At 71.1% G+C, this 26,951-nt stretch carries 25 protein-coding genes and 1 pseudogene; 14 read left to right on the top strand and 12 right to left on the bottom strand.

The window, feature by feature from the left end; genetic code table 11:
* Positions 1-86: 86 nt before the first annotated feature.
* Positions 87-965, top strand: a complete 879-nt coding sequence (locus ACZ5NW_RS08110; protein ID WP_468742878.1) for a sulfurtransferase — start codon at positions 87-89, stop codon at positions 963-965.
* A gap of 106 nt (positions 966-1,071) precedes the next feature.
* On the opposite strand, the gene metX is transcribed toward ACZ5NW_RS08110, so the two are convergent.
* Together metX and ACZ5NW_RS08120 are read right to left on the bottom strand one after the other, a co-directional pair.
* A complete protein-coding gene (gene metX / locus ACZ5NW_RS08115; RefSeq protein ID WP_468742879.1) occupies positions 1,072-2,205 on the bottom strand; it encodes a homoserine O-acetyltransferase MetX in 1,134 nt (377 codons plus the stop codon).
* Positions 2,206-2,213: 8 nt separating this feature from the next.
* Positions 2,214-3,575: a bifunctional o-acetylhomoserine/o-acetylserine sulfhydrylase gene (locus ACZ5NW_RS08120; protein WP_468742880.1), complete on the bottom strand. Its 1,362-nt coding sequence runs from the start codon at positions 3,573-3,575 to the stop codon at positions 2,214-2,216.
* 539 nt (positions 3,576-4,114) lie between these two features.
* Between ACZ5NW_RS08120 and ACZ5NW_RS08125 the strand changes: the two genes are divergently transcribed.
* The 11 genes from ACZ5NW_RS08125 (at position 4,115) to ACZ5NW_RS08175 (ending at position 16,915) form a co-directional block, all read left to right on the top strand.
* A complete protein-coding gene (locus tag ACZ5NW_RS08125) occupies positions 4,115-5,140 on the top strand; it encodes an isopenicillin N synthase family dioxygenase (RefSeq protein ID WP_468742881.1) in 1,026 nt (341 codons plus the stop codon).
* Positions 5,137-6,435, top strand: a complete 1,299-nt coding sequence (locus ACZ5NW_RS08130) for a bifunctional o-acetylhomoserine/o-acetylserine sulfhydrylase (protein WP_468742882.1) — start codon at positions 5,137-5,139, stop codon at positions 6,433-6,435. The genes ACZ5NW_RS08125 and ACZ5NW_RS08130 overlap by 4 nt, the downstream gene beginning before the upstream one ends.
* An 80-nt stretch (positions 6,436-6,515) precedes the next feature.
* Complete coding sequence (locus tag ACZ5NW_RS08135) at positions 6,516-8,069, top strand: ABC transporter substrate-binding protein (protein WP_468742883.1); 1,554 nt, start codon at positions 6,516-6,518, stop codon at positions 8,067-8,069.
* A gap of 7 nt (positions 8,070-8,076) precedes the next feature.
* Positions 8,077-9,027: an ABC transporter permease gene (locus ACZ5NW_RS08140; RefSeq protein ID WP_468742884.1), complete on the top strand. Its 951-nt coding sequence runs from the start codon at positions 8,077-8,079 to the stop codon at positions 9,025-9,027.
* Positions 9,024-9,896, top strand: a complete 873-nt coding sequence (locus tag ACZ5NW_RS08145; RefSeq protein WP_468742885.1) for an ABC transporter permease — start codon at positions 9,024-9,026, stop codon at positions 9,894-9,896. Before ACZ5NW_RS08140 ends, ACZ5NW_RS08145 begins: the two co-directional genes overlap by 4 nt.
* Positions 9,893-10,681, top strand: coding sequence for an ATP-binding cassette domain-containing protein (locus ACZ5NW_RS08150; RefSeq protein ID WP_468742886.1), 789 nt, complete (start codon positions 9,893-9,895; stop codon positions 10,679-10,681). The genes ACZ5NW_RS08145 and ACZ5NW_RS08150 overlap by 4 nt, the downstream gene beginning before the upstream one ends.
* The gene (locus tag ACZ5NW_RS08155) at positions 10,678-11,454 is read left to right on the top strand and encodes an ATP-binding cassette domain-containing protein (RefSeq protein ID WP_468742887.1); all 777 of its coding nucleotides are present in this window, start codon (positions 10,678-10,680) and stop codon (positions 11,452-11,454) included. Before ACZ5NW_RS08150 ends, ACZ5NW_RS08155 begins: the two co-directional genes overlap by 4 nt.
* Positions 11,455-11,467: 13 nt before the next feature.
* The gene (locus ACZ5NW_RS08160; protein ID WP_468742888.1) at positions 11,468-12,814 is read left to right on the top strand and encodes an LLM class flavin-dependent oxidoreductase; all 1,347 of its coding nucleotides are present in this window, start codon (positions 11,468-11,470) and stop codon (positions 12,812-12,814) included.
* Positions 12,811-14,136, top strand: coding sequence for an LLM class flavin-dependent oxidoreductase (locus ACZ5NW_RS08165; protein WP_468742889.1), 1,326 nt, complete (start codon positions 12,811-12,813; stop codon positions 14,134-14,136). Before ACZ5NW_RS08160 ends, ACZ5NW_RS08165 begins: the two co-directional genes overlap by 4 nt.
* Positions 14,137-15,606, top strand: a complete 1,470-nt coding sequence (locus ACZ5NW_RS08170) for an MFS transporter (protein WP_468742890.1) — start codon at positions 14,137-14,139, stop codon at positions 15,604-15,606.
* Positions 15,607-15,670: 64 nt separating this feature from the next.
* The gene (locus tag ACZ5NW_RS08175; protein WP_468742891.1) at positions 15,671-16,915 is read left to right on the top strand and encodes a vanadium-dependent haloperoxidase; all 1,245 of its coding nucleotides are present in this window, start codon (positions 15,671-15,673) and stop codon (positions 16,913-16,915) included.
* Positions 16,916-17,144: 229 nt separating this feature from the next.
* On the opposite strand, the gene ACZ5NW_RS08180 is transcribed toward ACZ5NW_RS08175, so the two are convergent.
* The 4 genes and pseudogenes from ACZ5NW_RS08180 to ACZ5NW_RS08195 form a co-directional block, all read right to left on the bottom strand.
* Positions 17,145-17,309 (bottom strand): hypothetical protein, encoded by a 165-nt coding sequence (locus ACZ5NW_RS08180; RefSeq protein WP_468742892.1) that lies wholly within the window; start codon positions 17,307-17,309, stop codon positions 17,145-17,147.
* A 239-nt stretch (positions 17,310-17,548) separates the two neighbouring features.
* On the bottom strand, positions 17,549-18,436 hold the full coding sequence (locus tag ACZ5NW_RS08185) for a helix-turn-helix transcriptional regulator (RefSeq protein ID WP_468742893.1): 888 nt from the start codon (positions 18,434-18,436) through the stop codon (positions 17,549-17,551).
* A 70-nt stretch (positions 18,437-18,506) separates the two neighbouring features.
* Positions 18,507-19,301: an SDR family NAD(P)-dependent oxidoreductase gene (locus ACZ5NW_RS08190; RefSeq protein ID WP_468743017.1), complete on the bottom strand. Its 795-nt coding sequence runs from the start codon at positions 19,299-19,301 to the stop codon at positions 18,507-18,509.
* A gap of 165 nt (positions 19,302-19,466) precedes the next feature.
* Positions 19,467-19,848 (bottom strand): annotated as a pseudogene (locus ACZ5NW_RS08195) (NF041680 family putative transposase); the annotation flags it as partial.
* A 217-nt stretch (positions 19,849-20,065) separates the two neighbouring features.
* On the opposite strand from ACZ5NW_RS08195, the gene ACZ5NW_RS08200 reads away from it, so the two are divergent.
* Entirely contained in the window at positions 20,066-20,503 is a 438-nt protein-coding gene (locus ACZ5NW_RS08200) for a glutaredoxin domain-containing protein (RefSeq protein ID WP_468742894.1), read from the top strand.
* 76 nt (positions 20,504-20,579) lie between these two features.
* Here the strand turns inward: ACZ5NW_RS08200 and ACZ5NW_RS08205 are convergent, their stop codons facing one another.
* A complete protein-coding gene (locus ACZ5NW_RS08205) occupies positions 20,580-21,500 on the bottom strand; it encodes an EamA family transporter (protein ID WP_468742895.1) in 921 nt (306 codons plus the stop codon).
* A gap of 51 nt (positions 21,501-21,551) precedes the next feature.
* On the opposite strand from ACZ5NW_RS08205, the gene ACZ5NW_RS08210 reads away from it, so the two are divergent.
* Positions 21,552-22,073 carry a MarR family winged helix-turn-helix transcriptional regulator gene (locus ACZ5NW_RS08210; protein WP_468742896.1) on the top strand — a complete coding sequence of 174 codons (522 nt, stop codon included), beginning with the start codon at positions 21,552-21,554 and terminating at the stop codon, positions 22,071-22,073.
* A 397-nt stretch (positions 22,074-22,470) separates the two neighbouring features.
* Here the strand turns inward: ACZ5NW_RS08210 and ACZ5NW_RS08215 are convergent, their stop codons facing one another.
* The 5 genes from ACZ5NW_RS08215 to ACZ5NW_RS08235 form a co-directional block, all read right to left on the bottom strand.
* Entirely contained in the window at positions 22,471-23,454 is a 984-nt protein-coding gene (locus ACZ5NW_RS08215) for an isopenicillin N synthase family dioxygenase (protein WP_468742897.1), read from the bottom strand.
* 98 nt (positions 23,455-23,552) lie between these two features.
* Positions 23,553-24,464 (bottom strand): homocysteine S-methyltransferase, encoded by a 912-nt coding sequence (gene mmuM / locus ACZ5NW_RS08220; RefSeq protein WP_468742898.1) that lies wholly within the window; start codon positions 24,462-24,464, stop codon positions 23,553-23,555.
* Positions 24,461-25,210 (bottom strand): amino acid ABC transporter ATP-binding protein, encoded by a 750-nt coding sequence (locus ACZ5NW_RS08225; protein ID WP_468743018.1) that lies wholly within the window; start codon positions 25,208-25,210, stop codon positions 24,461-24,463. Before ACZ5NW_RS08225 ends, mmuM begins: the two co-directional genes overlap by 4 nt.
* Positions 25,210-26,040 carry an amino acid ABC transporter permease gene (locus ACZ5NW_RS08230; protein WP_468742899.1) on the bottom strand — a complete coding sequence of 277 codons (831 nt, stop codon included), beginning with the start codon at positions 26,038-26,040 and terminating at the stop codon, positions 25,210-25,212. The genes ACZ5NW_RS08225 and ACZ5NW_RS08230 overlap by 1 nt, the downstream gene beginning before the upstream one ends.
* Positions 26,037-26,936: an ABC transporter substrate-binding protein gene (locus ACZ5NW_RS08235; RefSeq protein ID WP_468742900.1), complete on the bottom strand. Its 900-nt coding sequence runs from the start codon at positions 26,934-26,936 to the stop codon at positions 26,037-26,039. The genes ACZ5NW_RS08230 and ACZ5NW_RS08235 overlap by 4 nt, the downstream gene beginning before the upstream one ends.
* Between the last annotated feature and the right edge of the window lie 15 nt (positions 26,937-26,951).

A 26,951-nucleotide genomic window follows, 5' to 3' on the forward strand; every position in this document is an offset into this window, starting at 1 on the left:
GGACGCCACGCAAGCGCAGTCCGAAATATGGGACGATCTGGCTCGACCGGCGATACGCCCAGCTCACAGGCGTACGATCGGCCGCCATGACCTCCCTGCTGCCCGGCCCCCTGGTCGACGACACCTGGCTCGCCGCCCGTCTCGACGACCCCCGGGTGGTCGTCCTCGACGCCACCGCCCTGCTGCCCTCGCCCCGGCACGACGGCGACTACCGGTGTGCGAGCGGCCGCGCCGCCTGGGCCGAGCGGCACGTCCCCGGCTCCCGACACGCCGACCTGACCGGCGACTTCTCCGACCACGACGCGCCGTACCACTTCGCCGTCCCCACCCCCGAGGCGCTGGCCGCCGCGCTCGCCCGGCTCGGCGTGGGGGAGGGCAGCGCGGTGGTCGCGTACGACAACGGCGGCGGGATCTGGGCGGCCCGGCTGTGGTGGATGCTGCGGGCGATCTCCGTGCCGGCGGCCGTGCTGGACGGAGGGCTGGCGGCGTGGGAAGCGGCCGGGCGTCCGGTCGCTTCCGGCCAGGAGACTCCCGAGCCTGCCGGGACTCCCGTCACTCCGGTGGTACGTCCCGGAATGTGGACGAGCGTGGACGAAGTGACGGCCATCAGCCGTGGCGAGCAGCCTGGCGCCCTCGTGTGTGCCCTGCCGGTGGGCGGTTTCGACGGCTCCGCTCCCACCCGTTACAGCCGCCGCGGGCACATCCCCGGCAGCCGCAGCCTTCCGGGCCGTGAACTGCTGGACTCCGCGGGCCGCGTGCTCCCCGACGCCGACCTCGCGGCCAGGGTCGGCGCCGTGCTGGACGCCGGCGACTCGCCGGTCGTCCTGTACTGCGGTGGGGGCATCTCGGCGGCGGGTGCGGCGCTCGCGCTCACGCTGCTCGGGCGTGACGACGTATCGCTGTACGACGGCTCACTGGAGGAGTGGTCCAAGGACCCGGCGCGGCCGCTGGAACTCGGCGGCTGAGCCGTTCGGCGGGCCGTGGGCTCCCCGTACCCGCTGAGCCGCTCGGCGGGCCGGGGCTCCCCGTACCCGCTGAGCCGTTCGGCGGGCCGGGACTCGCCGGACCCGCTCAGCGGACGAGCTCTGCCACGAGCGCGGCGACCTGCTCCACCTCGATGAGGAAGCCGTCGTGGCCGTAGGGGGATTCGATCAGCCGCAGGTCGTCGGCCGTGGGGATGCCCGACGCCAGTTCCGCCTGCTGTGAGGGTGGATAGAGGCGGTCGGAGTCGACCCCGGCCACGAGTGTTCTGGCCGTCACCCGGCGCAGGGCGGCGCGGGTGCCGCCGCGGCCCCGGCCGATGTCGTGGCTGTTCATGGCCTCGGACAGGACGACGTAGCTGCCCGCGTCGAAGCGGCGCACCAACTTGGCGGCGTGATGGTCGAGATAGGACTCGACCTGGTACCGGCCGCCGTTCCAAGGGTCCTCCGCGCCCTGGGGTGTACGGCCGAAGCGGACGGCGAGTTCCGGCTCGCTGCGGTAGGTGACGTGGGCGAGCCGCCGGGCCAGGCCGAGTCCGGCGTGCGGTCCTTGACCGGTGTCGTGGTAGTGGCCGCCGCGCCAGTGCGGGTCGGCGCGGATGGCGTGCAGTTGGATGTTGGCCCAGGCGATCTGCTCGGCGCTCGCAGCGGCTGGCGAGGCGAGCAGCAGCAGGGCATCGGTGCGCTCGGGATACGACACGGCCCATTCCAGTGCCCGCATCCCGCCCATCGAGCCGCCGATCACCAGCGCCCACCGGTCGATGCCCAGCGCGTCGGCCAAGTCGGCCTCGACGGCGACCTGGTCACGTTGGGTCAGGAAGGGAAAGTCGCCGCCCCAGCGGCGGCCGTCCGGGGTGAGCGACGACGGCCCGGTACTGCCTTGGCAGCCGCCGAGCACGTTCGGCGCCACTACGAACCAGCGGTCCGTGTCCAGGGCCCGCCCCGGTCCGATGAGGCCGTCCCACCAGCCGGGGGTGGGGTGCCCGGGCTCGGCAGGGCCGACCACGTGGCTGTCTCCGGTGAGGGCGTGCAGGACGAGGACCGCGTTGGACGCGTCCGCCGCGAGCCGCCCCCACGTCTCGAACGCCAGCCGCGCGCCCGGCAGTTCACCGCCCGCCTCCAACGCAAGCGGCTTCTCCCGGGCGTACCACTGGCGACGCCCGGGCGGGTCCCCCTCCCGCCAGGCCCCGGTGGCCGGCGGGAGGGGGACCTCGGAGGGCGTCAATACGGTGTTCAGGACGCGCCCTTGGCCGCGCGGAACCCGGCCTCCAGGTCCGCCTTGAGGTCGGCCAGGCTCTCGATACCCACCGACAGCCGCACCAGGCCGGGGGAGGTGCCGGTGGCCGCCAACTGCTCCTCGTCGAGCTGGCTGTGGGTGGTGGACGCCGGGTGGATGATGAGGCTGCGGACGTCGCCGATGTTGGCGAGGTGGCTGAACAGCTCGACGGCGTCCACGAACCGCTTGCCCGCCTCGATGCCGTCCCGCAACTCGAACGAGACGATGGCACCGGCACCGCGCGGCAGGTACTTCTGCCCGGCCTCGTACCAGCGGCTGGACTCGAGTCCCGGGTAGTGGACGGCGGCGACCTCGTCGCGCTGCTCCAGCCACTCGGCCAGAGCCTGGGCGTTCGCGGAATGCCGCTCGATGCGCAGGCTCAGCGTCTCCACGCCCTGGAGCAGCAGGAACGCGGAGTGCGGCGAGAGCGCCGGGCCGAGATCGCGCAGCAACTGCACTCGCAGCTTGATGGCGAAGGCGCCCGGACCGAGGGCGGGCCAGTACCGCAGACCGTGGTAGCTGGGGTCGGGCTCGGTGAAGTCGGGGAACCGCTCGGCGTGCGCACCGAAGTCGAAGGTGCCACCGTCCACGACGACACCCGCGATCGCGGTGCCGTGCCCGCCCAGGAACTTGGTCGCCGAGTGCACGACGATGTCCGCGCCGTGCTCGATGGGCCGCAGCAGGTAGGGAGTCGGGACCGTGTTGTCCACGATCAGCGGCACACCCGCCTCGTGCGCCACGTCCGCGACCGCCCGCACGTCCAGCACGTTGCCGCGCGGATTGCCCAGCGTCTCCGCGAACAGCGCCTTGGTGTTCGGCCGGATCGCCGCCCGCCAGGCCTCGGCGTCGTCCGGGTCGTCGACGAACGACACCTCGATGCCGAACTTGGGCAGCGTGTGCCGGAACAGGTTGTAGGTGCCGCCGTACAGGGAGGTGCTGGAGACGATGTGGTCGCCCGCGCTCGCCAGCGTCAGGATCGCCAGGGTCTCCGCCGCCTGCCCGGAGGACAGCGCCACGGCCGCGACGCCGCCCTCCAGCGCGGCGATCCGCTGCTCGAAGACGTCCTGGGTGGGGTTGTGGATGCGGGTGTAGATGTTGCCGGGCTCGGCCAGCGAGAACAGGTCGGCGGCGTGCTGGGTGTCGCGGAACACGAACGACGTCGTCTGGTAGATCGGCGTCGCCCGGGCTCCGGTCGTCGGGTCGGGCGCGGCACCGGCGTGGATCTGCTTGGTCTCGAACGACCAGGCCGAGGTGTCGGGCCCGGCGGGCGTCTCCTCGGGGGTGTGGCCGGCGGTGACGGAGTCGATGGGCTGGCTCATGGTGCTGCTCCCTGTGCGGAGGGTGAGGGTGGGGAGGTGTGAAGGAACCGCAGCGCTGGAAGACGCCGCCGAAAGGGCCGCGGTCAGCGTGAAGCGGTGAGAAAGATGCTGGTCAGAAGCCGGAGCGCGGCGTCAGCTCACGGCGGAACAACCCGTGGTGGTGACACGCACGTAGTCCACGTGGCGGCGGGTCACGAGCACGGTCATGGAGCCAGATAACCACAACGGCGGCGGAATTCACCAGCATTGCGGCGGTGTCTCACCCTGCGGGATGTGTGGTGGACGCACCTTCCGGGGTGTGCTTTGATCCGGTCATGGAGACCACTGGCACGGCACACACGGTGCTGCTCGACCCGTTCTGGGTGAGCCGCCGCGCCGACCAGTTCGACCAGGTCTGTTGCTGATCGCCGTTCCCCGGCCCGCGACCCGCACCCTCTCTCTTCCTCTTTCCGCCTGAGCCCGCTTCTGCCCTTCAACCAGCCCACATAGCTGGGCAGTTGTGATGCGCAGTCGGCCTGCCATGCCGCGAAGGAATACCCATGGCCCAGCCCACAGCCCTGCCCGTCATCGACATCTCCCGCTTCCGCGCCCCGGACGCCGACCGTGACACCTTCCTCGCCGAACTCCGCGCCGCCGCTCATGAAGTCGGCTTCTTCTACGTCACCGGGCACGGCGTGTCCGCATCCCTGCGCGACGAGGTGCTGAGCGCGGCCCGCGCCTTCTTCGCGCTGCCCGAGGAGCGGCGGCTGGAGATCGAGAACCTCAACTCGCCCCAGTTCCGCGGCTATACGCGCACCGGAACCGAGTACACGGCAGGCAGCGCCGACTGGCGGGAGCAGATCGACATCGGACCGGAACGGGAGGCGCTCGATGTCGGCCCCGACGATCCCGACTACCTGCGTCTGATCGGCCCCAACCAATGGCCCTCCGCGCTACCGGAGTTGAGGGACATCGTGCTGCGCTGGCAGGCGGAGGCGCTGCGGGTGAGCCGTGAGGTGCTGCGGGCCCTGGCAGCCGCGCTCGGTCAGGACGAGGACTACTTCGACCAGTGGTTCGACGACGAGGCGGCCGTCCACGTGAAGATCGTGCACTATCCGCCGCGCCCCGCCGCGGACACCGACCAGGGGGTGGGCGCGCACAAGGACTACGGGTATCTCGCGCTGCTCCAGCAGGACGAGGTGGGTGGGCTCCAGGTGCAGCGCGAGGACGGCGAGTGGATCGATGCGGTCCCGGTGCCCGACGCCTTCGTGTTCAACATCGGCGAGATGCTGGAGATCGCCACCCAGGGCTATCTGAAAGCCACGCAGCACCGGGTCGTGAGTCCGCAGCCGGGTGTGCACCGCTACTCCATCCCCTTCTTCCTCGGTCCGCGCCTCGACGCGGTCGTCAAGCCGCTCCAACTCCCGCCGGAACTGGCGGCGTTGAGTCGGGGTGTCACGGACGACCCGGACAACCCGTTGCTGGCCGCCTTCGGGGAGAACGCCGTCGTCGGCTGGCTGCGCTCCCATCCCCGGGTCGCCGAGCGCTGGTGGTCCGACGTACTGGAGAAGCGAGAGAGCCGATGAGCAACTGGGCCTTCGAGACCCGGCAGGTACACGCCGGAGCCGTCCCCGACCCGGCCACCGGCGCGCGGGCGGTGCCGATCCACCCGGCCACCAGCTACGTCTTCCGAGACACCGCGCACGCCGCCGCGGCATTCGAACTGGAAGACCTCACCACCCACGCCTACACGCGGCTGTCGAACCCGACCACCGCCGTGGCCGAGGAGCGCATCGCCGCCCTGGAGGGCGGAACAGCGGCGGTCGCCGTGGCCAGCGGCCAGGCCGCGACCACCCTCGCCCTGCTCAACCTCGCCCGCGCGGGCGACCACATCGTCGCCTCCTCGTCCCTTTACGGCGGCACCCGCACCCTCCTGGAGCACACGTTCGCCGACTTCGGCATCGACGTCACCTTCGTCGACGACCCGGACGACCTGGCCGCCTGGCGCACGGCCGTGCGCCCCACCACGAAGGCGTTCTTCGGCGAGACCATCGGCAACCCCCGCGGCAACGTCCTCGACATCGAGGCAGTGGCCGGCATCGCCCACGAGACCGGCGTGCCGCTCGTAGTCGACAACACCGTGCTCACGCCCTACCTGCTGCGGCCCTTCGAGCACGGCGCCGACATCGTCGTGCACTCCACCACCAAGTTCCTGTCCGGCCACGGCACCGGTATCGGCGGGGCCGTAGTGGACAGCGGCCGCTTCGACTTCGGCGCCGATCCCGACCGCTGGCCGGGGCTGACCCGCCCGGATCCGACGTACAACGGGCTGTCGTTCTGGGACTCCTTCTCCGACCTCGGCCTCGCCTACGCGCTGCGGCTGCGCACCCGGCTGGTGCGGGACCTGGGACCTGCCGTCTCGCCCTTCAACAGCTTCCTGCTCCTCCAGGGCCTGGAGACGCTCAGCCTGCGCATCGAACGGCACGTCGCCAACGCCCAGGCGCTCGCCGAATGGCTGGAGCAGCAGCCGCAGGTCTCGCGGGTGCACTACCCCGGACTGTCCTCCAGCCCCTGGCACGTGCCGGCCAAGCGGTATCTGCCGCGCGGCGCCGGGGCGGTCCTCGCCTTCGAGCTGGCGGGCGGCCTGGAGGCGGGCAAACGGTTCGTCGAAGGGGTCCGGCTGTTCAGCCATCTCGCCAACATCGGCGACGTCCGCAGTCTGGTCATCCACCCCGCTTCGACCACCCACGCCCAGCTGGATCCCCGTCAGCAGACCGCGGCCGGGGTCACGCCCGGCCTCGTGCGGCTGTCGGTCGGCCTGGAAGGCGTCGGCGACCTGATCGCAGACCTCGAAACCGGCCTGTGGGCGGCCGCCGTATGAAGCCCACCGCGCGAAGCGGGCTGGCGGGCAGCCGCCGCCGTATGACCTCCACCGCCCACACCCAGGGAGCAAGATCCGCCATGCGCCGCACCACCGCCCTCCGGCTAGCCGCCACCGCAGTCCTCACCGGCCTGGCCGCGACGGCGTGCGGCACCGGTTCGACGGACGACCCCGCGAACGCCGGACAGACCAGCCAGGCCGCCCAGCCCGCCGCCATCGACACCGGCGCCACGGTCGACGTACGCCTCGTCCTGGAGCCGACCAGCCTCGACATCGCCTCCACGGCGGGCGCTGCCCTCGACCAGATCCTGCTCGACAACGTCTACCAGGGCCTGCTGACCCGCGACGAGAACAACAAGATCGAGTCGAGCCTGGCCACGTCGTACGAGACCTCGCCGGACGGGCTCACCCACACCTTCCACCTCGCGAAGAACGCCACCTTCCACGACGGCACGCCGGTGACCGCGGCCGACGCCGTCTGGTCCCTGCAACAGGTCACCGCGAAAGGCTCGAAGAACCCCGACGCCGCGGCGCTCGCCTCGGTCAAGAGCGTCTCCGCCTCCGACGACCACACCGTCGTCGTCACCCTCAAGCACCGTGACACGGGCTTCACTTGGGGTCTGACAGGCCGGGCGGGCATCGTCTTCAAGAAGGGCACCGACTTCGCCTCCCTCGCCGGGAGCGAGAACGGCACCGGGCCCTTCAAGCTGTCCGGCTGGAAGCGTGGTTCATCCGTCACCTTCGTCCGCAACGACGCGTACTGGGGGAAGAAGGCCAAGGTCGCCAAGGTCGTCTTCCACTACATCAAGGACGACAACGCGGCCAACAACGCCCAGCAGACGGGCCAGACCGACATCGAGACCGCCGCGGACGCGACCCTGCTCCAGCCGTTCTCCGACAAGAGCAAGTACACCGTCCTGCGCGGGGACACCACCGACAAGTTCACCCTCGCCTTCAACAACGCCGCCGGCCCGACCAAGGACGTGCGGGTACGGCGCGCCATCCGCCGGGCCATCGACAACGCCGGTCTCATCAAGACCCTCGGCGGCGCGGCCAAGCCGGTCGGCGGCCCCGTTCCGGCCACCGACCCCGGCTACGAGGACCTCACCGCGATCGACGCCCACGACCCGGCGGCCGCCAAGAAGCTGCTCCAGCAGGCCGGTTACGGCGACGGTCTGAAGCTCACCGTCCAGATCCCCAACATCTACCCGACGGAGATCGGCGACTACCTCGCCTCCGAGCTCAAGCAGGTGGGCATCCAACTCACTGTGCGCCAGGTGGAGTTCCAGACCTGGCTCGACGCCGTCTACACCAAGCACGACTACCAGCTCAGCCTCGTCGACCACGCCGAAGCCCGCGACCTCAACAACTTCGCCAACCCCGCCTACTACTTCGGCTACGACAACGCGAACGTCCAGAAGTGGTACGCCGCCGCGCAGACCGCCACCGGCGACGCCGAGCGGGACGCGCTGCTGAAGAAGGCCGCCCGGCAGGTCTCCCAGGACGCCGCCGCCGACTGGCTGTTCGTCAACCAGACCCTCACCGTCGTGCGCAGCGGGGTCACCGGCGTGCCGCGCAACTTCACCAGCAACCGGTACGACCTCGCGGACCTCGCCGTGGCGAAGAAGAAGTGAGGCCCGCGTGACCCTGTATGTGCTGCGCCGGGCCGCACTGCTGATGGTGTCCCTGCTCGCCGCCAGCGTGCTGATCTTCCTGGTGCTGCGGCTGCTGCCCGGCGACATCGCCCAGACCATCGGCGGCATCAAGGCCACGCCCGCTCAAGTCGCCGCCGTACGCCATGACTTGGGCCTGGATCGGCCGCTGGCCGCGCAGTACGGCAGCTGGATCGGGGGAGTCGTCACCGGCGACTTCGGGAGGTCCGTCCTCGACGGTACGTCGGTGTCGGGGCAGCTCGCCGAGAAGTTCGCGGTGACCGGACCGCTGGCCGCCGGCGCGGTCGTCCTCGCGCTCGCCTTCGCCGTGCCGTTGGGCATCGTCGCCGCCGTGCGCCGGAACTCGCGCCTCGGTGGCGCGGTGAACGCCTTCGGGCAGCTCGGCATCGCGTTGCCGACCCTGTGGGTGGGGCTGCTGCTCGTCCTCGTGTTCGCCGTCCAGGTCCGCTGGCTGCCCGCGCAGGGGTTCCCCGTGGACGGCTGGGCCGAGCCGGGGCAGGCGCTGCGCAGCCTCGTCCTGCCCTGGCTGACGCTGGCCCTGTCCGAGGGCGCCGTCCTGCTGCGGTTCGTGCGTTCCGCCGTACTGGACGTCCTGCACCAGGACTGGCTGCGCACCGCCCGCGCCAAGGGCCACACGCGCACCGGCGCACTGGTCCGGCACGGGCTGCGCAACGCGGCCGTGCCCGTGGTGTCCGTGCTCGGCCTCCAGATCGCGGCGCTGGTCGCGGGAGCGGTCGTGGTGGAGCAGGTGTTCGTGCTGCCCGGCGTCGGCCAGATGCTGATCACGGACGTCGGCAACCGGGACCTGGACAAGGTGCAGGGCGAGATCCTGCTGCTCACGGGGGCGGTCCTGGTCATCGGATTCCTCGTGGACCTCGCGCACCGGCTGATCGACCCCCGGCTGCGGAGCGCCGTATGACCGTCTCCAGAGCGCTCCTGAAGAACCGCAGCGGCGCGGTCGGCCTGGTCCTCGTCGGCCTCCTTGTCCTGTCCGCCCTGGTCTCCCTCGTCTGGACGCCGTACGACCCCACCCTCGCGCGTCCGCAGGACGGCTGGCTGCTGCCGTTCTCCGGCGGGCACCTGCTCGGCACCGACCGGCTGGGGCGCGACGAGCTGAGCCAGCTGCTGGCCGGAGCGCGCGGCACGCTGCTGACCGCCCTGCTCGCGGCGGCGATCGCCGCTGTCGTGGGGCTCGCCCTCGCACTGGCGGCGGTGCTCGTGCCGCGCTGGATCGGCGCCGCCGTCGTCCAGCTCACCGACGTGCTCATCGCGTTCCCAGTGCTGCTGATCGCGATGATCCTCACCGCGGTGTACGGCGGCTCCACGTGGACGGTGGTCACCGCGGTCGGCGTCGGCGCGGGCGTCAACCTCGCCCGGGTCGCCCGCGCCGAGGCCGGACGGGTGCTGAACACCGACTACGTACTGGCCGCGCACGCCGCCGGGTCCGGCACCTGGCGCACCGTCCGCAAGCACCTGCTGCCGAACATCGCGCCCACCCTGGTTGTGCAGCTCTCGCTGGTGCTGTCCGTGGCGGTGCTCGCCGAGGCGGCCCTGTCTTTCCTCGGGTTCGGCGCGCCGGCGCCCGCGGTCTCCTGGGGGCGCATGCTGCACGAGCAGCAGCAGTACATCGCGGCCCGTCCGCTGCTGGTCATCTGGCCGGGGCTCGCCGTGGCCGCCTCTGTGCTCGGGTTCAACCTGCTCGGCGACGGGCTGCGCGAGGCGGCTGATGCACGCCTGCGAGTACGCGAGGCGGCCGACGCCCGCCTGCGTTTGCGGGAGGCGTCATGAGCCTGCTGACGATCACCGACCTCAGCGTGCGGATCGCCGGGACGACCGTCGTCGACGAGGTGAGCCTGTCGATGGACCCCGGTGAACGCCTCGCCCTGATCGGCGAGTCCGGCTCCGGCAAGTCGCTCACCGCACTGGCCGTGCTGGGCCTCCTCCCGGACGGCGCCAGGGCGACCGGCAGCATCCGGCTCGGCGGTCAGGAACTGCTCGGCCTCGGTGACCGGGAGCTGTCCCGGTTGCGCGGCGAGCGCATGGCCATGGTCTTCCAGGAACCCATGAGCGCCCTCAACCCCTTGATGCGCATCGGCAAGCAGCTCGCCGAGCCGTTGCGACTGCACCGTGGGCTCAACCGGCGCCAGGCCCGGACCGCCGCCGTCGAACTCGCCGCACAGGTGGGCCTGCCGGACCCGGAACTCATCGTCCGCTCCTGGCCGCACCAGCTCTCCGGCGGCCAGCGCCAGCGCGTCGGCCTGGCCATGGCCCTCGCCACCCGCCCGGCCCTGCTCATCGCCGACGAACCCACCACCGCCCTCGACGTCACCGTCCAGGCCGACATGCTCAAGCTCCTCGACGAACTGGTCCGCGAGCACGGCACCGCGCTGCTGTTCATCAGCCACGACCTCGCCGTCGTCGCCCAGCTCTGCTCACGGGCCGCCGTGCTCAAGGACGGCCGGCTCGTCGAGGAAGGCGCCACCGACACCCTCGTACGCCGTCCCCAACATCCCTACACGCAACGGCTGGTGGCCGCCGCGCGCGCCACAGGGGCCGAGGAGGTCCCTCGATGACACAGCTTCTCAAGGGCACCGGCCTCAGCCGCAGCTTCCGGCTGCCGCGCACCTCGCTGTTCGCGCCGGCCGTCCACCGCCACGCCGTCCAGGACGTGTCCCTGGAGCTGCGGGAAGGCGACAGCCTCGGCATCGTGGGGGAGTCCGGCTCCGGCAAGTCGACCCTGGCCCGGCTGCTGCTCGCCCTGGACCGGCCGGACACCGGAACGGTGCACTACCGCGGGCGCGAGGTGAAACCGGGCAGGCTGCCGTGGTTCCGGCGCGAGGTGCAGGTCGTCCTCCAGGACCCGATGGGCTCCCTCGACCCGCGCGCCACCGTCCGCGACATCGTGGCCGAGCCGCTGGAGTGCCTCAGGTTGCCCGGCGACCACGACGACAAGGTCGACGAACTGCTGCGCGCGGTCGGCCTGGACCCCTCCGTGCGCGGCCGGTATCCGCACGAGTTCTCCGGCGGACAGCGGCAGCGCATCGCCCTCGCACGCGCCCTCGCCCCCGGGCCGAAGGTCCTCGTCGGCGACGAACCGCTCAGCGCCCTCGACGTGTCCGTGCGCGCCCAGATCCTCGCCCTCCTCGACGACCTCGCCGAGGCGTACGGGCTGACGCTGCTGCTCGTCTCCCACGACATCGGCGTCGTACGGCGTCTGTGTACCGACGTGCTGGTGATGAAGGACGGCCGCGCCGTCGAACAGGGCTCGGCCGCATCCGTGTTGGCCGACCCCCAACACCCGTACACACGCCGTCTGTTGGCCGCCGTACCCCGGCTGCCCGCATGACCGGGAGGACCACATGACCGACCCCACCGCACGCAGACTCACCCTCGGGGCCCTCGTCCAGGGCTCCGGCGGCCACATCGCCGGCTGGCGGCACCCGGACGCCCGCCCCGACGGACAGCTCGACTTCGCCTTCCACGCCGACCTCGCCCGCACGCTCGAACGCGGCCGGTTCGACGCGCTGTTCGTCGCCGACGTCGTCGCCCTCTGGGGCCACCAGCTCGACTCGCTGTCCCGCACCGGCCGCGCCGAGCACTTCGAACCGCTGACGCTGCTGGCCGCGCTGTCGCTGGTGACCGAGCACATCGGCCTGGCGGCGACGGCGACCACGACGTACAACCACCCCTTCCACATCGCCCGCAAGTTCGCCTCCCTGGACCACATCTCGGGCGGCCGCGCGGGCTGGAACGTGGTCACCTCCGTAGTCCCCCTGGAGGCGGCGAACTTCGGCTACGACCGTCACCTCGAACACGAGCTGCGCTACCACCGCGCGGACGAGTTCGTGCAGGTCGTCAAGGCGCTGTGGGACAGCTTCGACGACGAGGCGGTCGTCCGGGACAAGGCGACCGGCCGCTACTACGACCCCACGGGACTGCACACCCCGCACCACCGTGGTGAGCACTTCGCCGTCCGCGGCCCCCTGAACATCTCCCGCCCGCCCCAAGGGCACCCGGTGGTCTTCCAGGCCGGATCCTCCGAGACCGGGCGGGAGTTCGCGGCCCGCCACGGTGAGGTCCTCTTCACGACCCAGCACGAACTCGGCGCCGCCCAGGCGTTCTACGCCGACATCAAGGCACGGGCCGCCGCCCACGGCCGCGACCCCGCTCACGTGCTGGTCTGGCCGGGCCTGTCCCCGCTCGTCGCGTCCACCGAGACGGAGGCGCGGCGGCGCCTCGCCGAGCTTCAGGACCTCATCCACGACGACGTCGCCCGGCGCCTGGTCCAGGACAACATCGGTGACCTCGATCTGACCCACCACCCGGTGGATGGCCCGCTGCCGGACATCCCCGACACCAACCGCAGCAAGTCGCGCCGCGATCTGCTGCTGAAGCTCGCCCACGACGAGAAGTTGACGATACGTCAGCTCGCGCATCGTTTCGCGGCGGGCTCCGCCGTCGCCGGGACGCCCGAGCAGATCGCCGACCACATCGAGACCTGGTTCCGCTCCTACGCGGCCGACGGCTTCAACATCTCCTTCCCCTATCTGCCCGGCCCCGCCGAGGACTTCGTGGACCAGGTCGTGCCCCTGCTTCAGCGACGCGGGCTGCTGCGCAGCGAGTACGAGGGCACCACCCTGCGCGAGAACCTCGGGCTGCCGCGGCCCGCCGTCCGTGACCGACACCTCCAGGAGACCGGACGATGAGCCGCCGCACCGGACACCTGCACCTCAACGCCTTCCTCAAGCCGCCGGGGGAGTACCTGGCCGCCTGGCGGCACCCGGACACCGCAGCCGACGCGGGCGTCAACATCCGGGAAGTCCTCTCCTTCGCGCGGACCGCCGAACGGGCCGCCTTCGACGCGGTGTTCCTCGCCGACCTCGTCGGCGTGCCGTTCGCGAGCGAGGACGTCCTCAGCCGGGTCAGCGTCGTCAACGACTCCTTCGAACCGACGACCCTGCTGGCCGCGCTCGCCGCCGGCACCTCCCGCATCGGCCTCATCGCCACCGCCTCGACCAGCTACAACGAGCCCTACCACGTGGCCCGCACCTTGGCCTCGCTCGACCACATCTCCGGCGGCCGGGCCGGCTGGAACGTGGTGACCTCCCTCAACGACGGAGAGGCCCAGAACTTCGGCCTCGACGCCCACCTCGACCACGCCACCCGCTACGACCGCGCCGAGGAGTTCCACGACGTCGTCACCGGGCTGTGGGACTCCTTCGAGGACGACGCCTTCCGCCACGACCAGGCCAGCGGCGTCTACTTCGACCCCGCCAAGCTGCACGCCCTGAACCACGAGGGCAAACACCTCAAGGTCGCCGGTCCCCTCAACATCGCCCGGCCGCCGCAGGGTCACCCCATCATCGTGCAGGCCGGTGCCTCCGAGGCGGGCAAGAACCTCGCCTCCCGCATCGCCGACGTGATCTTCTCCGGCATCAACGACCTCGGCCGAGCCCAGGAGTTCTACGCGGAGATCAAGGAGCGCGCCGCCGCCCACGGCCGCGACCCGGACCACCTCAAGGTCCTGCCGGCCCTGTCCGTCGTCACCGCCCCCACCGAGTCCGAGGCCCGCGACAAACTGGCCCGCCTCACCGAACTCCTCCCCCCGCAGGTCGCGTTGGCCGACCTGTCGTACTGGCTCGGCGGCTTCGACCTCAGCGGCTACCCGCTGGACGGCCCGTTGCCCGAGCTCCCCGTCTCCAACCAGTCGCAGACCGCCCAGCAGCAGATCTACGAGGACGCCCGGCGCGACCACCTCACCATCCGCGACCTCGTCCGGCGCGTCGCGAACGACGACCGCACGATCACCGGCACGCCCCAGCAGATCGCCGACCACATCGAGGAGTGGTTCCACGGCCGTGCCGCCGACGGCTTCAACGTGGTCTTCCCGTATCTGCCGGGCACCCTGGACGACTTCGCCGAGCTCGTGATCCCCGAGCTGCGCCGCCGCGGCCTGTTCCGCACCCACTACACGGGCCGTACGCTGCGCGACCACCTGGGCCTGCCGCGGCCGTCCCGGCAGGCGTAGATGCTCCCGGGAGACGACCGCGCGGCACGACGGGTGCTGCTGGTGTGCATGGCCGCGGGTGCCACGACCCTGCTCGACCAGGCCGTCCTGAACATCGCGGTGCCCAGCATGCGCCAGTCGCTGGGGGCCAGCGGGGCCGACGTCCAGTGGATCGTGGCCGGTTACTCGCTGGCCTTCGGCCTGGCGCTCATCCCCGGCGGCAGCCTGGGCGACCTCCACGGGCGCAAACGCCTCTTCCTGGCCGGGATGGCGGTCTTCCTGGCGGCCGGGGTGACGGCCGCGACCGGTGGCGGGCCGGGAACCCTGATCGCCGCCCGGCTGGTGCAGGGCGCGGCGGCCGGGATCGTCAACTCACAGGTGATCGGCACCATTCAGGACGTCTTCCACGGTGTTGACCGAGGCCGGGCCCTGGGCCTGTACGCGGTCACCGGCGGTGTGGCCACGGCCCTCGGCCCGCCGCTCGGCGGTGCGCTCGTCGCCGGGCTCGGCCACGAGGCGGGCTGGCGGTGCTGCCTGCTGCTGAGCGGACCGTGCGCCGTGCTCACCCTGGCCCTCGCGGCCCGCTGGCTGCCCCCGCCGCGGCGCACCGCCCGCGACGCCCGGCTGGACCTGCTCGGCCTCACTCTGCTGTGCGGCTGCACGCTGGCGCTGATGGTGCCCTTCATCCGCACCCCGGACACCGGGGGAGAGGCGCTGCTGTGGGCCACCGCCGTGTGCGCGCTGGCCGCCGTCCTCGCCGCGCACCAGCGTCTGCGGGTACGGCGGGGGCGTCAGCCGCTGGTGCACCCGACGCTGACCTCGTCGAAGCCGTACGCGCTCGGCACGGCTGTCGCGATGGCCCAGTTCGGCTCCTCCCTGGCCGCGTTCCTCGTGCTCACCGTCTTCCTCCAGGACGGGCTCGGCCTATCCGCCCTGCTCACGGCGGCGGTCACGCTGCCCGGGGCGATCGGGATGGGCATCTCCTCGGCCCTCGCCTGGCGGGTGGTCGGGCGGATCGGGCCACACACGGTGACCGTCGGCCTGACCCTGGGCATCGGCGCCGCACTGACAGCGGCGGCGGTCGCCCTGTGGGTACCGGCGCCGGTGCTGCCGGTGGCTCTCGCGGGGACGCAGCTGATGTCCGGTGTCGCCGGCGGGCTCACCGTCTCGCCGAACCAGGCGCAGGTGCTCCAGCACGCCCCGGCGGAGGCCGCGGGAGTGGGCGGCGGCATCCTGCAGATGGCCCAGCGCATCGCCGCGGCCGTCTGCCTCAGCGCCGTCCCCGCGGTGTACCTGCACGCCGCGTCCGGCCCTCCGGGCGGCAGCCGTCCCGAGGCCGGGTACGCGCTCGCCTCCTGCGTCTGCGCCGGCCTGCTCACCACGGCCCTGCTGCTGTCCCTCCGGCGCCATGCCGCAACCCCACCCGGCCCGCCAGCACCCGCGTCGGCGCACCACACCGTCGTGGTCCCCCGCTCCAAAGAGACGACCTGACCACCCGTGGCGTAGGTCCGCCATCAGCCAACGCCTCACCTCCACCAAATCCCAAGGAGAAGAAGTGAGTTCGACCAGAACCCGACCGGCCCTGATCGTCCTGGGCTCGGCGGCGCTGCTCACCGCGTCCCTCACTGTTCCGCAGGCCTCGGCGGCAACAGGCCGTTCGTCCACGGCACTCGCCTGGTACGACGCCACGGCCGAGACCATCACGACGGCCGGAGCCTCCACCCAGATCACCAACAACCGTACGTGGGCCATCAGTTGGCTGGCCGCCGCCAGAGCTGTCCGAAGCGTGCCGAGCGGTGTCGAGCGCGGCGCGTATCAGCGGGCGGCGCTGGCCGGGGCCGTCCACCGTGCGCTGGTGACGCTGGCTCCGAGCCGGACGGAGCAGCTCGACGCGACGTTCAAGGAGACCCTCGATGCGATACCCGACGGCCCGGCCGAGGAACGGGGCGTCGCGGCGGGAGAACGGCAGGCCGACTTGCTCCTCGCGTCGAGGCAGGGCGACGGGCTCGACCCCGCCTCGGTCAACGCGCCCTATCCGGTGAAGCCCGCGGCGCCCGGCGTGTGGCAGCCGACGCCGCCCGCGTACGCGCCGGCGGCCCAGTCCGGCAACCGCCTCGCCAAGCCGTTCCTGCTCAGGACGCAGAACCAGTTCCGGCTCGCCCCGCCACCCGCCCTCGGCTCACGGCGCTACGCCGCCGACCTCGCGGAGGTGCGGGCGTACGGGTCCGTCGACAGCACGGCACGCAGCGCCCACCAGACCGAGACCGCCACCTTCTGGCTCGGCTCCTCCCTCACCCTCTACACCGAACCGCTGCGCGTGGCGCTCTCCCGAACGGATCAAGGGATCGCCGGACAGACGCGACTGGTCGCGCTGTTCCATGCGGCGCTGGTGGACACGCAGATCGCCACCTCCGACAGCAAGTACGCCTACGAACGCTGGCGCCCCGTCACCGCGATCCGCACCGGCACCATCGACCCCGACCCCGACTGGACGCCGCTGCACACCACCCCGGCACATCCGGACTACCCGAGCGGCCACAACACCTACGCGGGCGCCGCGCAGACCGTCCTGTCGGCCCTCGTCGGGCCGCGCACCGCCCCCTTCGAGCTCACCAGCCCCACCGCGCCCGGGGTCACCCGGACCTACACCGCCTGGAAGCAGCTCTCGGACGAGAACGTCGACGCCCGGGTCTTCTCCGGCATCCACACCCGATCTGCTGACGAGGCAGGCATCACGCTCGGCACGAACGTCGCACGGTACGTCTTGCAGAACGGGGGAGGGCTTCTCGCGCCGCGTTGACCTACGGAAGAGAAAGCAGCCGACGGGGGACCTTCCGGGGGCGGAGCCATCCGGCCACGGCACGGTCGTGACCTGTACCGTCAGCCTCCCTCGATCGGTGCCAGTGCCGCCCGCAGGCGGAAGCCGACGCCGCGTTCCATCGTCAGCAGAGCCGCGGCACGGGGGCCGAGCTTGCGGGCGGATGCGGTGGATGTGCAGGTCGACGGAACGGCTGCGGCTCCCGGCCCATTCACCGAGCCCCGAGCGCGAGCTCGGTCAGCTGGTCCACGCCCTGGGCGGGGGGTGAGGTGGTGACCACGTCGTCGGTGTCGCGCAGCAGACCGACGACCCGGCGCATCGCGGCCGGTGCCTCGGCGCCCGCCTCCTCGATGCCCGCGAGGGTGCCGTCCAGCATCTTCCACCGGGCAGGCCGGGGCAACAGGCATGGTGGGCGGACTGATCGGGAGAGGTGGATCACGCCACCCCGTCGAGTGCTGCACTCGCCTCGGCGAGCGGGGCTCGCCACGCAACATGGAATCCGCCGGGACCGGGCCTGCCGGTCTACGGTGCTTCGTCGATGTGCTGGTCGGGGCATTGATGGCGCGTGTGACGCGGGTGTGGTCGCCGGCGGTGAGGCCCGGACTGGCCAGAAGGTCAGCGCGCGCGGTCGTCGTCCGGCATCGGCGAGGGGAAGGGGGCCTCAGTGGCCCAGGCCAGCAGCATCCGCAGGCCGTCGTGCGATGGGCTGCCTGGCTCGGCGGCATACGTGATCAAGGCCTGATCGGGGTCGTCCGCTGCGCGCAGAGTCTCGTAGGCCAGTTCCAGATCGCCGACCACCGGATGACGGAATCGCTTGGTCCCCGAGGTCTTGTCCTGCACCGGGTGCTCAGCCCACCAGCGACGGAAGTCCTCGCTCTTCATCGACAGTTCGCCGATCAGGCTCGCCAGCTGGGGATCCTCGGGGTGCCGTCCCGCCTCCAGGTGGAGGTAGGCCACGTTCTCGCGGGCGCACGAGGTCCAGTCTGCATATAGTTCCCGGGACGTCTCGTCGAGGAAAGTGATCCGGGCGATGTTGCGCTCGGCTCGGTCCAGGGCTGCGTAGTCGCCGAAGAGGGCGACCGCTGCCGTGTTCCAGGCCAGTATGTCCATGCGCCGGCCCATCACCATCGCCGGCATGTCCACCAGATCGTCCAGCAACCGCTGGAGCATGGGGCGCACGCATTGCGGCCGGGTCTGGCGCCGGGGAATGTGCCGGGCGGCGGACTGCGCTCGGGCAAGGCGGTGCAGGTGCCGCCTGGCCTCCCCGTCCAGCCGAAGTGCGCGGGCAAGGGCGTCGAGAACCGCGCCCGAGGGGTTGGGCACGCGACCCTGTTCCATCCGGGTGTAGTAGTCGACGCTCACTCCGGCGAGCTGCGCGATCTCCTCGCGGCGCAGGCCCGCGACCCGGCGCTGACCTCCGAAGTCGGGCAGGGCAACGTCCTCGGGGTGCAGGAGGGAGCGGCGGGTGCGCAGAAACTCGCCCAGGTTGTTCGCTGTGCTCATACGACGATTGTGGCCGGTCGTGATGGGTGGCTGCCTGGCCCTGCCGGGGCCAGGCAGCCACCACCCGCTGTCAGGAGGCTGGGATGGCGGTCACCAGGCCCCCGTCGACGGCGATGTCCTGGGCGGTGATGTACGACGACCGCGGGGAGAGAAGGAAGGCCACGGTCTCGGCGATGTCCTGGGCCTGGCCGAGCCGCCGCAGCGGTACCTGGGAGCGGATGGCATCGTGCGAGGCAGGGTCCGGGTTGGCGGCATCGAACATCTCGGTGACGATGTAGCCCGGGCTGATCGAATTGACCCGGATGCCGCGCCCGGCGAGGTCACTGCCCAGCGTGCGGGCCAGATTGTGGACGGCGGCCTTGGTGGCCGCGTACACCGGTGCGACGGCCAGGCCCCGGTGCAGTGTCCACGAGGCGTTGATCACGATGGAACCGCCACCCGCCGCCTCGAGCAGCGGCAGAACCTTCTGGACCGTGAAGAACACCCCCTTGAAGTTGACGTCAACGCTGAGGTCGAAGTCCTGCTCAGTGACCTCGCCACTGCGCTGGAACACTCCGACCCCGGCATTGGCGAACACCCCGTCCAGACGTCCGTGGCGTTCACGGATCAGGGCAGCCAAGCGGTCGAGGTCGGTGAGGCTGGCGGAGTCGGCCCGGACCGTGAACAGCCGGGCACCCTGGTCGGACACCTTGTCCAGTTGTTCGGCCGCGTGGTCGAGGCGGGCATCGTCGCGGCCGGTGATGACGATATCGGCGCCGGCTTCCAGGAGCAGACGCGCGGTGGCCAAGCCCATCCCGCTGGTTCCGCCGGTGATCAGTACGACACGGTTGTGGAAGCCGGTCACATCGCTGTTGCTGTCGGTCATGACCACAGCCTCGCTACCAGCCTTCGGGCCAACCAGGCCCAAAACAACCTGGGTCTCCCAGAGCCCCCTTCCGCAGGCAGCTGAGACAGCCATCACCCCGCGCCCTGGACGTCCAACGATGCGACACGCACCACCCGGCCCTGGACGTCAACCCCCGAGGGACTTCCGGAGCCGACCACTAAGTGGCCTTCCTCGTCCTGGTGTTGAGGGTTTCGGTGCGAGGGCCGGACAGGAAGGTGCGGACGGTGGTTCCGAAACCCTCGGCGGACACGGGCCGGGGTGAGCCGTGCGGGCTCGGCCGGCTTCTCCCAGGGCGACGGGGGTCGGCGGCGGCCTCACGAGTGAGCCGGAGCTGGGCGTGGGCGGCGATCACGAGCCACGTCCAGCGGTCTCCGGCGCGGGGAGCGCGGATCTTCGGGCGGGCCCACCCCAGGGTCTGCTTCATCAGCCGGAAGGTGTGTTCCAGGTCGAAGCGACGCAGGAACGCCTGCCAGCGCACGTCGACGTCTTCGCCACTCAGACTGGTGGCCGGCGACCACCGCCACAGACAGTCGGATAAGTCCTCCCGGAAGCGTGACGCCTTTGCGAACACCTCTCCTGGAACATTGATCAGGCAGCGAACTCACCTTCACGGTCTTCGCCGTGGTCTCGTGCATCCTTGGTCGGAGCACATGATCAGACGAAGGTCGCCACAGTGGCCGGCGAACGCCCAGGTGGGCGGCCTGGTTCGAGGAGTATTTCGACTCATCGATAGCCTGCGTCCCATGATGCGCGCTTGGATCCTGCCGATGCTGTTTGTGCTCAGCGGCTCAGTCGTCGCGGCTGGTCAGATCTTCGATGGGAGCCCCGGCACGGCCGCAGCGGTCCTGCTGGCGTTCCTGGCGCTGGCCAGCGTGAACTCGCCCCTGATCTTCCCGAGGTCGATCGCTGTGCAGGAGGCACAACGCCGCAACGCGGTCGACGGCCGGCCGGTCGTCTTCTGGCGGCCGGGCTGCACGTACTGCATACGACTGCGCATGCGGCTGGGCCGTAGCGCCGGCCAGGTGCATTGGGTCAACATCTGGCGCGACCCTGCGGGAGCCGCAGCGGTAAGAGCAGTCAATGACGGCAACGAGACCGTGCCCACCGTCGTCGTGGCGGGCCGGCCACACACCAACCCCGATCCCGAATGGGTGCGCAAACAACTCCCCCCTTCCGCATGATCAGAAAAAGCGCCCTCCGCAGAGGCGCCGCAGACACAAACGCGCAGAGGAAAGGACATGAGGCCGCCTCTGGGCCTCACCGCGGATGGTCGGCGGAGGACTCGTATGCGGGACGCCGGTCGGACGAGGGAGGCGAAGGGGCTTGACTGCTGTCGCGTTGGTCCGCGCGGGTGGGTCGGCCGAGGACGACTCCGGCTAGGACCAGTACCAGCCCGCACAGTTGCTGGACGGTCAGCACCTCTCCCGCGACCGCCGTGCCGAGCAGCACGCCGGTGACCGGGTTGAGCAGGCCGATCAGGCCTACGGTTCCCGCGGGAAGGCGCCGCAGACCGGTGAACCAGGCGGTGAAGGCCAGCGCGGTGGCGACCAACGAGACGTAGCCGAAGGCGAGGAGCGCCGACGTGGAGAGCGCGGGAGGGGGCCCTTCCATGGCTGCGGCGACCGGGAGAAGGAACAGGCCTCCGGCGATCAACTGCCAGGCGGTCGAGGCGAGTACGTCCGCACCTGCGCTCCACCACTTGGTGAGGATATGGCCGAAGGACGACACCAGCATGGCTGCGGCCGAAGCGAGAACGCCCGTCACGCTCGCTCCTCCCGTCCCCGTGAGCAGCATGAGACAGACCCCGCCGAGCCCGATGGTGGCGCCGGCCAGGTGCGCGATGCCGGGCCGCTCGGAGACGAGGGCCCAGGCAATGAGCATCATCGCCAGTGGGGACACCGCCATGACGGTCGAGGCGATGCTGGTCGGAAGCAGCTGGGAGGCGACGTAGACGAGCACGAAGAACACGCTCACGTTGAGCAGCCCGAGCGCTGCGGACCGCCACCACCACGCGCCGCGCGGACGCTGCCTGCACAGGGCCAGCAGGACTAGACCGGCGGGCAGCGCTCGCAGGGCCGCGCCGTAGAGAGGGCGGTCCGCCGGCAGGAACTCGTGGGTGACGAAGTAGTTGGCTCCCCAGGCCACCGGCGCGACAGCGGTCAGTGCTACCCACCGCATGTTAGCTTCCATGGAAGACAATATAGCTTCCTTGGAAGCTATTATGTGCGCATGAACGACCCGCGACCGCTGGACCGCGTAGCCCGTATCCAGGCCGACTGGCGCCGTGAGCGGCCCGATGTCGACATCACGCCGCAAGGCGTGATCGGCCGGCTGCACCGCCTGGCCGACCAGCTCACCGAGGAGCTCTGTCTCGTCTACGGCCGTTACGGCCTGACCGAGGGAGAGTTCGACGTCCTGTGCGCCCTGCGCCGCGCCGGTGAGCCCTTCGAGCGGGCACCCGGCGAACTCGCCGCGCACACCATGGTCACCACAGGGGCAATGACGAAGAGAATCGACCGACTGGAGCGGGCCGGGCTCGTCACGCGCCGCCGTTCCCACGACGACCAGCGTGGCCGGATCGTCGCTCTCACCCGACCCGGACGCGAACTGATCGACCGGGCGTTCACCGACCACATGCGCAACGAACGCCGTCTGCTGGACCTGCTGACTCCCGCCGAGACCGAAGCCCTCGAAGGGCTGCTCACAGCCTGGCTCTCCCGAATGGAAAACCTGGATCCGTCCGACCGTTGACCCATCACGCTCCGAATGTGACCGGCGCCTGACAAACGGCTGCGGCCAGCCATCAGCGGTCGAGTACTCCACCGGTCTCGCCCGCGCAGTCGAGGAACACGGGTGGGGCGGCGCACTCCTGGGAACGGGGCGGGGTCGCCCGGCCACCTTCACGGTCGCCCTCACGCCGGCGGCCCGGACGACCACCTTCAAGCCGCAGGCGCCGGCCGCTCGAATTCGGGCTGACGCGGGCGGGGGAGCGGGGACCAGGTGGCTGGTCGGCTCCGCCGCCGACTTCGCCACGGCGCTGGAGAACTACCGCAAGCTCGGCATCACCCACTTCGCCCTCTCCGACACCCCCTACTGGCAGGAGATCAGCCGTGTCGGATACCAGTTGCTGCCCCTGTTGCGCTGATCGTCATGCGATCACCAGCTCCGGATGATGTTTCCTGACCACCGCGGGGTGGGCGCGGACCCAGCCCTTGAGTTCATTCCAGCCGAACTCCGCGAACAGCGGGTTGTCCGGGTCCTCCGTCACGCCTGTCGCGTGCGATGCGCCGGGGAAGGGGAGCGGGGCGATCCGGGCGTCGAGGCGGGGGTTGTAGAAGAACGGCGCGGAGAAGCGCTCGCGTGATCCGGGAGGGGAGACCACGCGGTGGTTCGTCGCCTTGAGGTAGCCGTTCGTCGCGACCTCCAGCAGCTCGCCCAGGTTCACCACGAACGCGCCCGGCAGGTACGGCACGTCGATGAAGCCCTGCCTGTCCGGTGTCTCCACCTGGAGGCCGGGCACCTCGTCCGTCAGCAGCAGGGTCAGGAAGCCGTAGTCCTTGTGCACGCCGACGCCCTGGTCGTCCCCCTGCGGGGCCCGCCCCGGGTAGCGGACCAGCTTGAGGTGGTTGCGCGGGTGGCCGGAGAATGCGTCGTCGTAGAAGTCCTCGGGGCCGCCGACGGCCGCGAGCAGTTCGTGCAACAGCCGGTGGGCGACCGAGCTGAGCCGGTCCATCCACTCCAGCGAGACCTCTCGCAGCACCGGCAGAGCCGCGGGCCACTGGTTCGGCCCCTCCAGCCACCAGTAGGGCGGCTCGCCCGAGGCCGGGACGCGAGCGGGCAGCTCGTTGCTGATGTCGAGTTGGTCGCGCCAGTCCCGTCGGCCCTGGGTGTGCTCGTTGCCGATCCGCGTGTAGCCGCGGAAGTGGGGCGAGTTGAGGTTGTCGAGGGCTAGCCGGTCGGCCTCGGGCAGGGCGAAGAAGTCGCGGGCGGTCCTGAGCAGCCGGTCCTGTTCGGCGGGGGTGACGCCGTGACCGACCAACTGGAAGAAGCCGACGTCGCGGGCGGCCCGGTGCAGCGCCTCACGGTCGGGGGCGGAGAGGTCGATCACCGGGAGGGAGGTGGGGTGGGACATGGGTGGCGTTCCTTGTGGGCGGTGCGGGTTCGGAGGAGGGGTGTTCGGGGATGCGGGTGCTCGGGCGTGTGGGCGTGCGGTCGGTCTTGGGACGCCGCTCAGCGGTCTGCCGGCTCAGCGCCTACGCGGTCGGCCAGCTCCTTGATCTCGCCCGGGCCGACCCGGCAGCAGCCGCCGACGAGTGCAGCGCCGCCGCGGAGCCAGGAGGGCGCGAGGTCCGCGATCTCGTCCTGCGCCCCCAGCCAGCTGCGGGACTCGGGGTCCCAGATGCCGCCACCGTTCGGGTAGACGACTCCGGGCAGTCCCGAGACGAGGGCAAGCGCGGCGCTCGCGTCGGCGGCGGGGGCGCAGTTCACCCCCGTGGCGACGACGGCATCGCTGCTGCGGGCCAGGGCGAAGGCCTCGGTGAGCGGCTGACCCGCGCTGGTGGTCGTCCCGCGGATGCTGTACGAGAGCCAGGCCGGGATGCCCAGCCCGTCCAGGGCGATCAGCACGGCCTCAGCCTCCCGCAGGTCGGGAATGGTCTCGACGGCGAAGACGTCGGGAGCCGCCTCGGCCAGCGCCTCCAGCCGGGGCCGGTGGAAGCGGGTCAGCTCGGAGACAGTGAGGCCGTAGTCGCCCCGGTACTCCGAACCGTCTGCCAGCATCGCGCCGTACGGTCCCACGGATGCCGCGACCCAGCGCTGCCCGGCGAAAGCGCCCTCGGCAGCGTCGGCGGCCTCGCGGGCCAGGGACACGCTGCGTCGCAGTAGTGCCGTGGTCTCGGAGCGGGAGATGCCCAGTCGGGCGAAACCGTCGTAGGTGGCCTGGTAGCCGGCCGTGATGGCGACCTGTGCGCCTGCCGCGAAGTAGGCGCGGTGGACGGCCGCGATCGCGTCGGGGTCGTCGCGGAGCAGGCGGGCGGACCAGAGAGTGCCACTCAAGTCGTGGCCCTGGTCCTCCAGTTCGTTGGACATGCCGCCGTCCAGGATGAGGGGACCGGCGGCCAGGGCGTCGCGGAAGGTCGTCACAGCACTCTCGTCACGAAGTCGCGGGTACGGGGATGTTCGGGCGCGGTCAGGACGCGGGAAGGCGGTCCGGATTCCAGGATCTGTCCGTGGTCGAAGAAGACGATCTCGTCGGCGACCTCGCGGGCGAAGCCCAGCTCGTGGGTGACGACGAGCATCGTCATGCCGTCGGCGGCGAGGCCACGCATGACGTCCAGCACCTCGCCGACCAGTTCCGGGTCGAGGGCCGAGGTCGGCTCGTCGAACAGCATGAGCTTCGGCCGCATCGCCAACGCGCGGGCGATGGCGACCCGTTGCTGCTGGCCGCCGGAGAGCTGGGCGGGGTAGGCATCGCGTCGGTCGGCGAGACCGACCCGGTCCAGGAGCGCCAGCGCCTCCTTGGCGGCCTCGGCGCGCGGGCGGCCCGCGCCGACCGGGCCCTCGACGACGTTGGCGAGGGCCGTCAGGTGCGGGAAGAGGTGGAAGCGCTGGAAGACCATGCCGATGTCACGGCGCTGCCGGGCCAGGTCACGGCGGCGCAGTTCGCGCAGCCCGTCCCGGTACGGCTCGTACCCGATCGGTTCGCCGTCCACCAGGATCCGGCCGCCGTCCGGCCGCTCCAGGCGGTTCACGCACCGCAGGAAGGTGGACTTCCCCGACCCGGAGGGCCCGATCACGCAGGTGACCGACCCACGCGGTACGGAGAGGTCGATGCCGCGCAGCACTTCACGCCCGGCGAAGGACTTGCGGACTCCGGTGGCCTCGATCATCATCGGCTGCCGCCCTTCGCGAAGTGCCGTTCGAGGTAGTGCTGGCCGACGTTCAGCACGGTCGTGACGGCCAGGTACCAGATGCTGGCGACGATCAGCAGCGGGATCGTCTGGTAGGTGCGGGCGTACACGATCTGCACGGAGTACAGCAGTTCCGCATAGGCCAGCACGCTCACCAGGGAGGTCGTCTTGAGCATGGAGATGGTCTCGTTGCCGACGGGCGGGATGATCACCCGCATCGCCTGCGGCAGCACGATCCGGCGCAGTGTTCTGGCCCGCGACAGGCCCAGCGCGTCCGCCGCTTCCAGCTGCCCGGGGTCGACGGAGACGATCCCGGCCCGGATGATCTCGGCGAGATAGGCGGCCTCGTTGAGGCCGAGACCGAGCAGGGCCGCGGCGAAGGTCGTGATGACGGAGTTCGCGGGGACGTCACCGATCGCCGGCAGGAGGGGCAGGTGCAGCGACAGCGTCGGGTACAGCGCGGAGATGAAGCCCCAGAACAGCAGTTGGACGAGGAGCGGGGTGCCCCGGAACAGCCAGATGTACGCCCAACCGACGCTCCTGGCCACGGGGTTGTCCGACAGCCGCATGAGCGCCAGGGCGATGCCGAGCACGAGCCCGATCGCCATGGCGGCCGCGGTGAGCTCCAGGGTGGTCAACAGACCCGTCATCACGGTCCGGCTGAACAGCCAGGCGCCGACCGTGTCCCAGCCGAAGCGCCGGTTGGTGATCAGCGACTGGAGCAGGCTCGCGGCCAGGAGCACGACCACGAGGGTCAGCACCCACTGGCCCGGTCTGCGACGGCGGTAGACCGGCAACTCCTCGCTCATGAGGCCGCGTTGATCTCGAACTTGTCCAGGGCGCCGGACTGGAGGCCCCACTTGGCGAGGACCTGCTCGTAGCCGCCGCTCGCCTTGAGGTCCTCCAGAGCCGACTTGAGCAGCCCGGTCAGCTCACTGTTCTTCGGTACGGCGATGCCGAAGGGCGCGTTGCCGTACGAGTCGCCGGCCACCTCCAGCTTGCCGCCGGACTGCTTGGCGGCGTACGCGGCGACGGGGGAGTCGGCGAGGGCGGCGTCGGCGCGGCCGCTGGTGACGGCGAGGTTCACGCCGGTGCCGTCCGGGAAGGTGCTGACCTTGATCGGCGTCTTGCAGGTCTTGGCGCGGGCCGGCACGTCTTCGAGGGCCTGCGTGGATCCCTTGGCGACGGCGACGGTACGGCCGCACAGCGAGTCGCCGCCGGGCTTGAGCGCCTTGGGGTTGCCGGCCGGGACCAGCAGGGACGTGCCCGCGTCGAAGTAGGTGACGAAGTCGACGACCTTCTCCCGCTCGGCGGTGTCCGTGAAGGAGGAGACGCCGACCTGGTACTTGCCCGACTGCAGGCCGGGCAGGATCGAGTCGAAGGGCACGTTGACGATGGTGACCTTGATGCCGAGGACCGTGCCGAGGGCCTTGTCGAGGTCGGCCTCGGCGCCGACGACCGTCTTGTTGTCGGAGGCGAAGAAGTCCATCGGCGGGTAGCTGACATCGCTGGCGATCTTGATCCCGTTCGCCTTCAGCGTGGCCGAGACCTTGGCGGCGAGCGCGGCGTTCTTCGCGATCGAGGCGGCGGCAGAGGCGCCGGGCTCGGAGCTGGAGGAGGCGTCGGCCGACTGGGAGGGGTCGGCGCAGCCCGCCAGAAGCAGCGTCGCGGAACCGAGGAGAACTAGCGGGCGCAGAGCGGACAAGGCGAACTCCTGATG

This window comes from Streptomyces sp. NPDC032126 (assembly GCF_055580085.1).